This is a genomic window from Actinomadura luzonensis, from assembly GCF_022664455.2.
Lineage (GTDB): Bacteria > Actinomycetota > Actinomycetes > Streptosporangiales > Streptosporangiaceae > Nonomuraea > Nonomuraea luzonensis.
Genome location: NZ_JAKRKC020000002.1, coordinates 1,590,069 through 1,603,792 on the forward strand (window position 1 = coordinate 1,590,069; position 13,724 = coordinate 1,603,792).

A 13,724-nucleotide genomic window follows, 5' to 3' on the forward strand; every position below is an offset into this window, starting at 1 on the left:
TTGTCCGCGTGCTGGTACCGCCCTTCGGGGAGTGGGAACGCGCGGGGGAGGGCCGGCTTCGGTTGGACACACTGTTGGGTCCTGAAGGAACGGGCAGCGCGAGCTGGTCGTCTTCTTCGGTGCACAGGACCAGCGAACGACCTGTTGATCGGGTCGGGAGCTGGTTGCTGTTTGTTGTTTGAGATTTGCATAGTGGACGCGAGCATCTTTGTGGCCAAGTTTTTTAGGGCACACGGTGGATGCCTTGGCATCAGGAGCCGATGAAGGACGTGGGAGGCTGCGTTAAGCCTCGGGGAGTCGCCAACCAGACGTTGATCCGGGGATGTCCGAATGGGGAAACCTAGCACCAGTCATGTGGTGTTGCCTCCGCCTGAATGTATAGGGCGGTTGGTGGTAACGCGGGGAAGTGAAACATCTCAGTACCCGTAGGAAGAGAAAACAACAGTGATTCCGTGAGTAGTGGTGAGCGAAAGCGGATGAGGCTAAACCGGGCGTGTGTGATAGCCGGCAGGCGTTGCATGTCCGGGGTCGTGGGACCCTCTTGGGATGGCTGCCGCCGTCTCGGGCAGTGATAAATCGGTGGGGTAGTCGAAGCCTCTGGGAAGGGGCGCCGTAGACCGTGAGAGCCGGGTAGGCGAAACCTTGTCGACTGCTGGAGGGGATCCCAAGTAGCACGGGGCTCGAGGAATCCTGTGTGAATCTGCCAGGACCACCTGGTAAGCCTAAATACTCCCTGATGACCGATAGTGCACGAGTACCGTGAGGGAAAGGTGAAAAGTGCCCCGGTGAGGGGTCGTGAAATAGTACCTGAAACCGTGTGCCTACAAGCCGTAGGAGCTTACACCGGCTTTGCTGGTGTGTGATGTGACTGCGTGCCTTTTGAAGAATGAGCCTGCGAGTTATGGTGTGTGGCGAGGTTAACCCGTGTGGGGGAGCCGTAGCGAAAGCGAGTCTGAAGAGGGCGTTTGAGTCGCATGCTGTAGACCCGAAGCGGGGTGATCTACGCATGGGCAGGTTGAAGCTCAGGTAAGACTGGGTGGAGGACCGAACCCACCAGGGTTGAAAACCTGGGGGATGACCTGTGTGTAGGGGTGAAAGGCCAATCAAACTCCGTGATAGCTGGTTCTCCCCGAAATGCATTTAGGTGCAGCGTCGCGTGTTTCTTGCCGGAGGTAGAGCACTGGATGGCCGATGGGCCCGACAAGGTTACTGACGTCAGCCAAACTCCGAATGCCGGTAAGTGAGAGCGTGGCAGTGAGACTGCGGGCGATAAGGTTCGTAGTCGAGAGGGAAACAGCCCAGATCACCGACTAAGGCCCCTAAGCGTGTGCTAAGTGGGAAAGGATGTGGAGTCGCAGAGACAACCAGGAGGTTGGCTTAGAAGCAGCCACCCTTGAAAGAGTGCGTAATAGCTCACTGGTCAAGTGATTCTGCGCCGACAATGTAGCGGGGCTCAAGCACACCGCCGAAGTCGTGGCACTGACAGCGTCTTGTTGTTGGTGGGTAGGGGAGCGTCGTGCGGCCGGTGAAGCGGCAGAGTGATCTAGCCGTGGAGGCCGTGCGAGTGAGAATGCAGGCATGAGTAGCGAATCGAGGGTGAGAAACCCTCGCGCCGGATGACCAAGGGTTCCTGGGGCAGGCTAATCCGCCCAGGGTAAGTCGGGACCTAAGGCGAGGCCGACAGGCGTAGTCGATGGACAACGGGTTGATATTCCCGTACCCGCTTCAATGCGCCCATATCGAACCTCGTGATGCTAAGAGTCCTTAAGTCAGCTGTCTCTTCGGAGACGGTGTTAGGCCGAACGCTCGATCCGATCGGGTAGTAGGTAAGCGATGGGGTGACGCAGGAAGGTAGTCCAGCCCAGGCGATGGTTGTCCTGGGGTAAGCATGTAGGGAGCGAGGTAGGCAAATCCGCCTCGTATGTATCCTGAGATGTGATGCCGAGCCGATTGTGGTGAAGTGGATGATCCTATGCTGCCGAGAAAAGCCTCTAGTGAGTGTTGTGGCGGCCCGTACCCTAAACCGACTCAGGTGGTCAGGTAGAGAATACTAAGGCGATCGGGTGAACTGTGGTTAAGGAACTCGGCAAATTGCCCCCGTAACTTCGGGAGAAGGGGGACCTCTGCTGGTGATGAGTTTTGCACTCGGAGCTGGTGGGGGTCGCAGTGGCCAGGGGGAAGCGACTGTTTACTAAAAACACAGGTCCGTGCGAAGTCGTAAGACGATGTATACGGACTGACGCCTGCCCGGTGCCGGAACGTTAAGGGGACCGCTTAGCTCCACTTGTGGGGCGAAGGTGAGAACTTAAGCGCCGGTAAACGGCGGTGGTAACTATAACCATCCTAAGGTAGCGAAATTCCTTGTCGGGTAAGTTCCGACCTGCACGAATGGCGTAACGACTTCCCCGCTGTCTCAACCGCAGACCCGGCGAAATTGCACTACGAGTAAAGATGCTCGTTTCGCGCAGCAGGACGGAAAGACCCCGGGACCTTCACTACAGCTTGACATTGGCGTTTGGAGCGTCTTGTGTAGGATAGGTGGGAGACTGGGAAGCTCGGACGCTAGTTCGGGTGGAGTCATTGGTGAAATACCACTCTGGTCGTTTTGAACGTCTAACTCTGGTCCGTGATCCGGATCGGGGACAGTGTCTGGTGGGTAGTTTAACTGGGGCGGTTGCCTCCTAAAGGGTAACGGAGGCGCCCAAAGGTTCCCTCAGCCTGGTTGGCAATCAGGTGTTGAGTGTAAGTGCACAAGGGAGCTTGACTGTGAGACTGACGGGTCGAGCAGGAGCGAAAGCTGGGACTAGTGATCCGGCATCGGCGTGTGGAAGCGGTGTCGCTCAACGGCTAAAAGGTACCCCGGGGATAACAGGCTGATCTTCCCCAAGAGTCCATATCGACGGGATGGTTTGGCACCTCGATGTCGGCTCGTCGCATCCTGGGGCTGGAGTAGGTCCCAAGGGTTGGGCTGTTCGCCCATTAAAGCGGTACGCGAGCTGGGTTTAGAACGTCGCGAGACAGTTCGGTCCCTATCCGCTGCGCGCGCAGGAGACTTGAAAGGGGCTGTCCCTAGTACGAGAGGACCGGGACGGACGAACCTCTGGTGTGCCAGTTGTACCGCCAGGTGCACGGCTGGTTGGCTACGTTCGGAAGGGATAACCGCTGAAAGCATCTAAGCGGGAAGCTCGCCTTGAGATGAGGTCTCCCACCCTGTGAGGGGGTAAGGCTCCCGATAGACGATCGGGTTGATAGGCCGGAGGTGGAAGCGCGGTAACGTGTGGAGCTGACCGGTACTAATAGGCCGAGGACTTGACCACAAAGCATCTTGCTCGCGTCCACTACGCAATTCTGAGACAGCAAACACGCCTGTGTGTGTTTGGTTGTTTCTCAGGGTTACGGCGGTTATGGCGGGAAGGAAACACCCGGTTACATTCCGAACCCGGAAGTTAAGCTTCTCTGCGCCGATGGTACTGCACTCGGGAGGGTGTGGGAGAGTAGGTCACCGCCGGACAATCTTTAGGGAAAGGCCCCGACGCCTAGCGTCGGGGCCTTTCTTGTTTTGCCAGGTCATTGCCTGGGATGAAGCGGGACACATCACCTTTCGGGTGGCGTGCTCGCAGGTCACCCCGTCACTCTGGGTAGGTGATGGTCTCTTCCCCCTCAGGGCAGACCTCCCTACCAGTGCGGCGCTCTCTCGGTGATTCGGTAAAGGTGCCGAATGTGATGAACACGCGTATCGGGCTGATTCGCGTGTTCAGGAGAGCCGGCCGGCTGCTGGTGGCGGGGGCATGGGTGTTGTTCGCGCGGTGGCGTTCCGAGGAACAGCCGCCTTCCGATGATGGCGGCGGAGAGGAGGCGGCGGACGAGGCGGGGCGCAGTCGGGGACCCGGCTTGGGAGAAGACGGGACTCAGGTGCAGGGGCCGAGCTCGCCGTCGGGTGCGGGCCAAGGCGAAGGTCGAGGGTCGGAGGAGGAGCCGCTGTCGGCTGGTTCTCATGAGGACGGCGATCAGGAACCAGGCCCGGTGGGCGGACAAGGACCGGGCTCGGGGACGAGCCATGCGCAGGACTCAGGCTTGGAATCTGAGCCGGGTCAGCGGCGGAGCCGGGTCAGAGGGCGGAGGCGCGTAGGTCGGCGGGGTGAGGATGTGATGCCGGAGGGCTTCGTCGAGGGCGGCGGCGGTGGTGCTGCTGCTCGCGGGGAGCGGGGCATCGCTGTCGGGGGGAGCAACCTCGGGGTGGCGATGACCGGGGACGGGGCTACGGCCGTCACCGGGGAGCACGTTGAGGTCGATGTCGAGGTGGTCGGGGACGTGCACCTGCAGCCTCGGCCGCAGGTCCCTACCCGGCCGGTGCAGCTCAAGCCGCGGCCGCCGCTGCTCATCGGGCGGGAAGAGGTCGTCCGGGAGCTGCGGGAGCGGCTGACGACCGGGCGGATGCCGACGCGTACCGGGCAGGCGGGTGCGCAGGAAGTCGGCAGGGCGGCCGCGGGCGTGCGGGCGGGGGCGGAGACGGCGGCTGGGGAGGCCCGCCCGAGTGACGGGCGTCAAGGGGAAGCCCGTCCAGGTGATGGGCGTCGAGTCGGGGGTGGCGCCGCCTGTCCCACGGGTGTGCCGTTGGCCGCTCCGGAGGTGGGGGAAGGCGTCGGTGGGGAGCATCAGGCGTCGGTCGCTCCTGCCGTGGTGGAGGCCGGGGGTGCGGTGGAACCCAGGTGGGAGGGGAGCGCCGGATCGGAGGGGTCGGAGGAGGCGAATGCCAGAGGGGCGGCGAGCGCCGAACGAGGCCCAGGCGGTGAACCAGATGTTGAGGCAGCGGGTGTGCGGTCCGGTTCTTCGCGGTCTACGGCGGGGGCGGCACCGGGTTCTGCGGACGGTCTGGCGGGAGGTTCGGCGGCGGACTCGACGGACGGCTGGACGGGCAACTCGACGGCCGGCTCGGCGGGTGGCTCGGCGGAAGGTTCGGTGGCGGGGGAGGCCGCGGGGGCCGTGGGGGGCGAGGGGCGGCCTCGGGTTGTGGTGGTGCATGGGCTTGGAGGGGTGGGGAAGACCAGCGTCGCGTTGGAGTACGCGCATCGGTTCCTGAGTGGCTACCAACTGGTGTGGCAGTTCCCGGCGGAGGAGCCGGCGGTGTTGTCGGCGGCGTTCGGGAGGCTGGCGGCGCTGCTCGGCCTGGGGGAGGCGGTGCAGGGGGCGGATCCGGTGGATCAGGTGCACGCCGCGCTGGCCGCCCGTACCGAGCCGTGGTTGCTGATCTTCGACAACGCGCCCGAGGCGGACGTCGTGCGGCCGTTCCTGCCGCCGGCGGGGCCGGGGCATGTGCTGGTGACCAGCCGGTCCGGGAACTGGCCGCGGGAGCAGGGGCTGGAGCTGCCGGTTCTGGAGCCGTCGGCGGCGGCGGAGCTGGTGCTGGCGCGGGCCGGTCAGGAGGACGCGCGGGCGGCGGCCCAGGTGGCGGGGGAGCTGGGCGCGTTGCCGCTGGCGCTGGAGCAGGCCGGGGCGTTCATGGCGGAGACCGGGCTGACCATCGCCGGGTATCTCGACCTGCTGCACCGGCAGCGGGCCGAGCTGCTGGCGCAGGGGCAGGCGTGGGGGTACCGGGAGCAGGTCACGACGACGTGGCAGCTCGCGTTCGAGAACTTGGAGCGTTCCAACCGGTCGGCGATCGCGTTGTTGCGGGTGCTGGCCTGTTACGCGCACGAGGCGATCCCGTACCGGCTGCTGCTGGGGCAGGTGGAGCGGCGCTCGGCGCTGGAGCTGTTCCGGATGGATCTGCGGCGGCGGCAGGTGTACGGGCGGGTGCCGGTCACGCGGGTACGGCTGCTGCGGCAGGCGCGGCGGCGGCTGGGCGGCGTCCTGACGATGCAGGAGCTGCCGCGCGACGCGGTCGCGGTCAACGCGGCGATCGGGGCGTTGCGGCGGCACAGCCTGGTCGCGCAGCCGGTGGACGGCACCGTGTCGGTGCACCGGCTGGTGCAGGCCGTGACGCTGGACCAGCTTCCGTCGCGGCAGCAGCGCCGCTGGCGGGAGGTCGCGGCGGTGCTGCTGGAGAGCGTGCTGCCGGAGGATCCGGCGCGGCCGGAGAGCTGGCCGCGTTACGCCCGGCTGCTGCCGCACATCCGCACCGTGCTCGGGGCGTCCTCGCCCGGCATGGACAAGACGGCCCGCTACCTGGGCGCGAGCGGCGACCATCGTACGGCGAGGGCGTTGTTCCTGGAGATCTGCGAGGCGCTGACGGCGGTGCTCGGCCCGGAGCACCCCTCGACGCTGACGGCGCGACACGAGCTGGCCCGCTGGACGGGCGAGCTGGGCGACGCGGCGGCGGCCCGCGGCCAGTACGCGGTGCTGCTGCCGTTGCGCGAACGGGTGCAGGGGCCGGAGCATCCCGACACGCTGGCGGTGCGGCACGAGCTGGCCCGGTGGACGGGCGAGGCGGGCGACGCGGCGGCGGCGCTCCGGCAGTACGCGGCGCTGCTGCCGATCCGGGAGCGGGTGCAGGGGCCGGAGCATCCCGACACGCTCACGGCGCGGGCGAACCTGGCGCAGTGGACGGGCCAGGCGGGCAACGCGTCCGCCGCACGCGACCAGTTCGCGGCCTTGCTGCCGATCTGGGAGAGCGTCCACGGGCCCGACCATCCGGCCACCCTCACCGTCCGCGCGAACCTGGCGCAGTGGACCGGCGAGGCGGGCGACCCGGCGGCGGCCCGCGACCAGTACGCGGCGCTGCTGCCCGTCCACGAGCGGGTGCTCGGCCCCGAGCACCCCGACACGCTCACCACCCGGCACAGCCTCGCCCAGTGGACGGGCAAGGCCGGCGACCCGGTGGCGGCGCGCCGGCAGTACGCGCTGCTGCTGCCGGTGCGGCGGCGGGTGTCCGGCGCGGAGCATCCCGACACGCTGATCGCGCAGGCCAACCTGGCGCAGTGGACCGGCCAGGCGGGCGACCCGGCGGCGGCCCGCGACCAGTACGCGGCGCTGCTGCCGGTGCAGGAGCGGGTGCAGGGGCCGGAGCATCCCTCCACGCTGGTCAACCGGCACGAGCTGGCCCGGTGGACGGGCGAGCTGGGGGACGCCCTGGCGGCTCGCGACCAGTACGCGGAGCTGCTCGTGGTCCGCGAGCGGGTGTCCGGGGCGGATCATCCGGACACGCTGACCGTCCGGCACGAGCTGGCGCGGTGGACGGGCGAGCTGGGCGACCCGGCGGCGGCCCGCGACCTGTACGCGGCGCTGCTGCCGATCAGGGAGCGGGTGCAGGGGCCGGACCACCCCGACACGCTCACCGCGCGGGCGAACCTGGCGCAGTGGACGGGGCAGGCGGGCGACCCGGAGGCGGCTCGTGAGCTGTACGCGGCCCTTCTCCCGCACCGGGAGCGGGTGCTGGGGCCCGAGCATCCCGACACGCTGGCCGTGCTGCACGAGCTGGCGCGCTGGACGGGGGAGGCGGGGGACGCGGTGGCGGCCCGGGACCTGTACGCGGCGGTGTTGCCGGTCAGGGAGCGGGTGCAGGGGCCCGACCATCCCGACACGCTGACGACGCGGCACAACCTGGCGTACTGGACGGGGCAGGCCGGCCACCCGGCGGCGGCCCGCGACCAGTACGCCGCCCTGCTGCCGGCCAGAGAGCGGACGCTCGGCCCCGACCACCCGGACACCCTGATCAACCGGCACAACCTCGCCTACTGGACGGGGGAGGCGGGCAACCCGGAGGCGGCCCGTGAGCTGTACGCGGCCCTTCTCCCGCACCGGGAGCGGGTGCTGGGGCCCGAGCATCCCGACACGCTCACGGTCCGGCACGAGCTGGCGCGGTGGACGGGCGAGCTGGGCGACCCGGCGGCGGCCCGCGACCTGTACGCGGCGCTGGTGCCGATCAGGGAGCGGGTGCAGGGGCCGGAGCATCCCGACACGCTCACGGCGCGGGCGAACCTGGCGTACTGGACGGGACGGGCGGGCGACCCGGCGGGGGCGCGGGACCTGTACGCGGCGCTGGTGCCGGTGAGGGAGCGGGTGCTCGGGCCCGATCACCCCGCGTCCCGGGCCACCCGGCAGCAGCTCGCCCGCTGGACCACCGCGGCCGACCGGCGCTGAACGGCGTGGCGGCCGGCGCTGGGTGGAAGGCAGGGGAGGTGGGTCAGTGGGCGGTGAGGGTGGCGGCGGCGACGACCAGCAGGAGCGTGCCGGAGACCGCCGACACCCGCCGCGCGGCCTTCGGCGTGCGGGTCAGCGCGTGCCCGGCGCGCGCCGCGGCCACCGCGATCAGCCCGTACAGCAGGGCGCAGCCGGTCACGTGCAGCAGCCCCAGCACGGCGAGCTGCCCGCCCAGCGGCATCCCGGTCCCGGGCGCGATGAACTGCGGCATCAGCGACACGTACAGCAGCAGCCCCTTCGGGTTGAGCAGCGCCGTCAGCACGCTCTGTCGCAGCACGGCGGTGGACGGCTGGGCGGGCGCGACGGCGAGGCCGCCACGGCGGCGCAACGACACCAGCGTGCGCACCGCGAGGAGGACCAGGTAGGCGGCCCCGGCGTACCGCATCACGGGCAGCGCGCCCGGCACGGCCCGCAGCGCCGCCGCGAGCCCGGCCGCCGCCAGCGCGGTGTGCGCGGTGTAGCCGAAGCAGATGCCCGCCACGGCCATGAGCCCGGTGCGGCGGCCTTGCCCGAGCGCGCGGGCGGTGACGTACAACATGTCCGGCCCGGGCGTGCAGATCAGCAGCAGGTCCATGCCGAGGAAGAGCAGCAGCAGTCCGGCGTCCATGCGACCGACGCTAGTACGAAGGCGTTGGCAGCCGATGGTGGATTGCTGCCGGACGACGGGCTGCAGTGGCAGAATGTTGCGCCGTGGACCGGATCGATCGCATGATTCTGCGGGAGCTGCAGAAGGACGGGCGGCTCAGCAACACCGAGCTGGCCGACCGGGTGGGCCTCACGCCGTCGCCGTGCCTGCGCCGGGTGCGCCACCTGGAGGAGACCGGGGTGATCCGCGGCTACCGGGCGCTGCTCGACGGCGACGCGGTGGGGCGGGGGTTCCAGGCGTTCGTGACCGTGGTCATGCGGTACGAGGACCACGACACGGTCGCCGAGTTCGAGCGGCGGGTGGCCGGGATGCCGGAGGTCGTGGAGGCGCACCGGCTGTTCGGCGACCCCGACTTCCTGCTGCGGGTGGCGGTCGCGGACCTGGCGGCGTACGAGCGCTTCTACTCCGAGACGTTGTCGGGGGTGCCCGGCGTGGCGCAGGTGACCTCGCATCTGGCGATGAAGGCCGTCAAGGCGGACGCCGGGCTTCCCGTCTGAGGTTACTTCGGCAGGATCAGCAGGGAGTCGCCGACGCCGCGCTCCACGCCGTCCGAGGGCCGGTTGACCAGCTTGTCGTTCACCACCATCGCCGTCGAGCCGCCGCCGTCGAGGTTGATCGCCTGGCGGGCGCCGAGCCAGCGCATGAACTGGGCGGCCTCGTGGAAGTTCGCGCCCACGGTGACGCCGGGCTGCCGGCCGTCGATGGTGGCCAGGATGAGGCTGCCGTTGCGGGTGACGCCGAGCAGGGTGCGCGGGTGGCGGCGCAGGATCATGTTGACCGAGTCGTGGCCGTCCCGCTTGGCGGTGATCTTGACCTGGCCGTTGCGGACCAGGCCGACGCTGCCCGCGATGACGTGCAGGTCGGGCGTCAGCTTGAGGGCCTTGCCGGTGCGCAGGTCCTCGACCCTGGTGTCGACCCGGATCGTCCAGTCCTGCCAGGCGTGCTGGTTGAGCCAGTCGGCGGCGAGGCCGTTGCCGTGCAGCACCCGCGTGCCCTTGGCGATGGCGGCGCCCGAGGCGCGCAGGCCCAGCACCTTGCCGGCCGGGTCGAGCACGGCGTCGGTGCCGCCGGCGGGGGTCTTGGCGCCGTACTCCTCGGTGTAGAGGATCAGCTCGTCGGTGGCGGCGGCCCGGTTCACGCCGTTCGCCTTGACCTTCTCGCCGTCCTGGGAGACCACGGTCACGGTGGTGCCGATCTCGGTGATCCTGGCGGTGCGGCCCTGGAGGACGACCGCGCTGCGGCCGGGCACGGCCTCGCTGAGCAGCCGGCCGCCGACCACGGACGCGCCGACCGGCTCGCCGCGCAGGTTCTTGGCGGTGTGGATGTTGAAGAAGCCGCCGTTGACGCCGACGATCGCGCCCGCGGCCTTGGCCATCGAGGAGACCGTCTCGCGCTTGGCGACGCTGGTGCCGAGGGAGGCGGCGTACGAGCCGCGGAACGTCCTGGAGTCGATCATGACGACCTTGACGTCCCACGGGCCGGTGGTCTTCATGCCGTCGTCGCCGAGGTAGTCGACCTTGACCTTGAGCCCGGCCTCCTTGAGCGCCTTGGCGGTCTTGTCGGCCTCCTTCTTGTCCTTGAGCGACCACATGCCGACGCGCACCATGTAGACGGTCTGGGAGGGGGCGTCGGCCACGCTCGGCCGGATCACCTGCTGCACGCTGGGCGTCTCGCCGGCGGCCTCCACCTCGGCGGCCACGTTCTCGGCCGTCGCCTGCGCCCCGTAGTCGCGGCCGCTCGGCATGAGGACGGTCACCGTGTAGCCGTCGGTGGAGCTGCCCGCCTTGACCTGGTAGAAGTCGATGCCCTGCGTCACGGCGGTCATCGTCTTGGTCGGCACCGGCCTGGCGCCCAGCGGGAACCTGGCCGACGGGAACGCCACGGCCACCTGCTCCGCCGCGACCGAGGCGGCGGGCAGCGTGGTGACGGTGACCGCCGCGGCAATGGCCAGGCCGCCGGCGAGGGTACGTCGAGACATGAACTCTCCAGAGGGCACGAAAGGGACGGCACCATAGTGGCGAGATCAAGACCGCGGCGGCAGGAGAACGCGCGAACAGGTCGCAAGGGTTACGGAATCGACACCGGCTGCGGATACAATTCAGGCATGAAGCGCATCTGCATGTGGTGGCGGCCGACAGACGGCCGCTGATCGCACATGCTCGGGCCGTCCTCGGACGGCCCGCACGGGATGCCGCGGAGCCTCTCCTGGGACGGCGAAGACCACCAAGGAGAGGACCATGAACCACGTCGTGCTGACGGGCGACCGCCCGACCGGGCCGCTGCACCTCGGCCATTACTTCGGCTCGCTGGCCAACCGGGTGCGGATGCAGGACGAACACCCCATGTACGTCCTGATCGCCGACTACCAGGTCATCACCGACCGCGACAAGCCCGGCCACATCCAGGCCAACATCACCGACCTGCTGCTCGACTACCTGGCCATCGGGCTCGACCCGGCCAAGGTGACGATCTTCCAGCACAGCGCGGTGCCTGAGCTCAACCAGTTGCTGCTGCCGTTCCTGAGTCTGGTGTCGGTGGCCGAGCTGAGCCGCAACCCCACGGTGAAGGACGAGATCGCGCACAGCTCGCAGGCGGCGGTCAGCGGGCTGATGTTCACCTATCCCGTGCACCAGGCGGCCGACATCCTGTTCTGCAAGGGCACGCTGGTGCCGGTGGGCCGCGACCAGTTGCCGCACGTGGAGGTGACGCGGCTGGTGGCGCGCCGGTTCAACGAGCGTTACGGCGAGGTGTTCCCGCTGCCGGAGGCCGTCATGGGCGAGCGACCCCTGCTGCGGGGCCTGGACGGCGGCAAGATGAGCAAGAGCCGCGGCAACGCGATCGCGCTGAAGGCGAGCGAGGACGAGACGGCCGCGCTCATCAGGAAGGCCCGCACCGACGCCGACCGGACGATCACCTTCGACGAGGAGCGCCGCCCCGAGGTCGCGAACCTGCTCACCCTGGCCGGGCTCTGCCTCGGCCGCAAGCCCGAGGACGTGGCCGCCGAGATCGGCGACGGCGGCGCCGCCGCGCTCAAGGCCCTGGTCACCGCGGCGGTCAACGACTTCCTGCGGCCGATCAGGGCGCGGCGGCGGCAGTGCACGGAGGCGGACGCGCGCCGGGTGCTGGCGGAGGGGAACGCGCGCGCCCGCGAGCGGGCGGTGGACACCCTGCGCGAGGTGCGGCAGGCGATGGGCTTCTAGCGGCTCCCGGGCCGGGCTCCCAGCGGTCCCTGAGGCCGGGCTCCCAGCGGCCCCTGAGGCCGGGCTCGTGACAGCCCCGGCCTCAGGACCGGTTCTCGCGGCGGAAGGACTCGAGGGCCAGGATCGCGACGTGCAGCGACAGGCAGGACTCGACGTCGTCGAGGTCGGTGTCGAGGATGCGTTCCAGCCGCCGCAGCCGGTCGTAGAAGGCGGGCCTGGACAGGTGCGCCTTCTGGGCGGCGACCGCCTTGTTGCGTCCGGAGTCGAGGTAGACGCGCAGGATGCGGGTCAGGTCGCCGCCCCGCTGTGCGTCGTGCGCGAGCAGCGGCCCCAGCTCGCGCTCGGCGAACGTCTGCAGCCGCGCGTCGTCGCGCAGCAGGTGCAGCAGCCCGCGCAGGCGCAGGTCGGGCAGGCGGTAGAAGGCGCGCCCGTCCGGCTGGCGGACGGCCACGTCGGCCACCTGCTCGGCCTCCAGGAAGCTGCGGCGCACGTCACGTACGGACTCGACCACGGACCCGGCGGCCAGCACGAACGCCGCCCCCGGCCGCCACAGCAGGCGCAGCCGCTCGGCGAGCGTGGTGAGCGCGGCCTCGGCCTGGACGCGCGGCGGCAGCGGCAGCAGGACGCCGACCCGCTCCTGGTCCAGCGCGCCGACCAGGGCGGGCAGCCGGGCGTCGCGGCAGGCGCCGGCCGTGGCCTCGGCCAGCTCGCCGAGCTGCGCCTGGCCGTCGAGCGCCTGGTCGGCCGGGTCGGTCGGCCTGATGACGACGCTGACCAGCTTGCGCCCGGTCAGCGGCACGCCGACGGCGCGGGCGCGGGCCGCGGCCTCCTCGGGGTCGGCGTAGGCGTGGGTGAGGATGCCGGTGATGATCGTGCCGTGGGCCTGGCGTTCCAGGGACTCCTGGTGGCGTTCGAGCAGGCGGCCGAGGGCGAGCGTGGTGGCGGCGCGCTCGGCCAGCACCAGGTCGCGCGGCGACGGCGGGGCATTGCAGACCAGGATGAGCCGCCCCCAGTCCTGCCCGCGCGCGCCGACGGTGGTGACCAGCCAGCCCGAGGCCGGGTCGTACGCGGTGCGCCCGGCCGGCGCCACCGCGCGCGACCGGGTCTCCCACCCCGCCAGGAGCGTTCCCGCGTCGCGCCCGGCCGACTCGCAGGCGAGCACCTGGTGGGCCAGGTTCTCCAGCAGCACGGGCCGCCCCGCGAGCCGGGCCACCTGGGCGAGCACCTCGGCCGGCGAGGCCCCCTCGACCGACAGCTCGGTGAAGACCTCGTGGAGCTGCTCGGAGGCCCGCAGCTCCTCCAGCTGGATGTCGATGATCCGCGCGTGCACCGACTCGGTGATCTGCACGAACGGCGTCTCTCTGGTCAGCACGATGACCGGCAGCCCGTGCTCCTCGGCGGACTTCACCACCGCCCGCGGCAGCTCCCGCACGAACCGGCGGCCCAGCTCCACGACCAGCCCGGACGCGCCGACGCCGGCCAGCGCGCCGATGTAGTCGGCCAGCTTCTCCGGGTCTTCAGGCAGCGCGACGCCGGTGGTCAGCACCAGCTCGCCGCCCCGCAGCAGGCCGGCGATGTCGGCGATCTCGCCCACGTGCACCCACCGCACCCGCGTGTCCAGCCGGTCGGCGCCCGCGACCACGCGCGGGCCGCCCCGGCGCACGGTTTCGAGTTCGAGGACATCGGAGATGGTGGGGAGCACGGGGCAGAGCCTAGCCGATCAATCTGTAAGAACGGCT

General features: G+C 69.6%; 6 protein-coding genes and 2 rRNA genes. 5 read left to right on the forward strand and 3 right to left on the reverse strand.

Features of this window, described 5'->3' with window-relative positions; genetic code table 11:
• Positions 1–212 precede the first annotated feature (212 nt).
• From MF672_RS37665 to fxsT, 3 genes are all read left to right on the forward strand, one after another.
• Positions 213–3,317 (forward strand): 23S ribosomal RNA (locus MF672_RS37665).
• A gap of 77 nt (positions 3,318–3,394) precedes the next feature.
• A 5S ribosomal RNA gene (gene rrf / locus MF672_RS37670) occupies positions 3,395–3,511 on the forward strand.
• A gap of 923 nt (positions 3,512–4,434) precedes the next feature.
• The gene (gene fxsT / locus MF672_RS37675) at positions 4,435–8,079 is read left to right on the forward strand and encodes an FxSxx-COOH system tetratricopeptide repeat protein (RefSeq protein WP_302893393.1); all 3,645 of its coding nucleotides are present in this window, start codon (positions 4,435–4,437) and stop codon (positions 8,077–8,079) included.
• A gap of 43 nt (positions 8,080–8,122) precedes the next feature.
• Here fxsT and MF672_RS37685 read toward each other — a convergent pair whose 3' ends face one another.
• Complete coding sequence (locus MF672_RS37685) at positions 8,123–8,746, reverse strand: LysE family translocator (RefSeq protein ID WP_242382231.1); 624 nt, start codon at positions 8,744–8,746, stop codon at positions 8,123–8,125.
• 83 nt (positions 8,747–8,829) lie between these two features.
• On the opposite strand from MF672_RS37685, the gene MF672_RS37690 reads away from it, so the two are divergent.
• Entirely contained in the window at positions 8,830–9,282 is a 453-nt protein-coding gene (locus MF672_RS37690) for an Lrp/AsnC family transcriptional regulator (protein ID WP_242382230.1), read from the forward strand.
• A gap of 2 nt (positions 9,283–9,284) precedes the next feature.
• On the opposite strand, the gene MF672_RS37695 is transcribed toward MF672_RS37690, so the two are convergent.
• Positions 9,285–10,763 carry a phosphodiester glycosidase family protein gene (locus MF672_RS37695; RefSeq protein WP_242382229.1) on the reverse strand — a complete coding sequence of 493 codons (1,479 nt, stop codon included), beginning with the start codon at positions 10,761–10,763 and terminating at the stop codon, positions 9,285–9,287.
• Positions 10,764–11,022: 259 nt separating this feature from the next.
• Here MF672_RS37695 and trpS point away from each other — a divergent pair, with 259 nt between their 5' ends.
• Positions 11,023–11,985 carry a tryptophan--tRNA ligase gene (gene trpS / locus MF672_RS37700; RefSeq protein WP_242382228.1) on the forward strand — a complete coding sequence of 321 codons (963 nt, stop codon included), beginning with the start codon at positions 11,023–11,025 and terminating at the stop codon, positions 11,983–11,985.
• Positions 11,986–12,067: 82 nt separating this feature from the next.
• Here the strand turns inward: trpS and MF672_RS37705 are convergent, their stop codons facing one another.
• Entirely contained in the window at positions 12,068–13,687 is a 1,620-nt protein-coding gene (locus MF672_RS37705; RefSeq protein ID WP_242382227.1) for a PucR family transcriptional regulator, read from the reverse strand.
• Positions 13,688–13,724 lie beyond the last annotated feature (37 nt).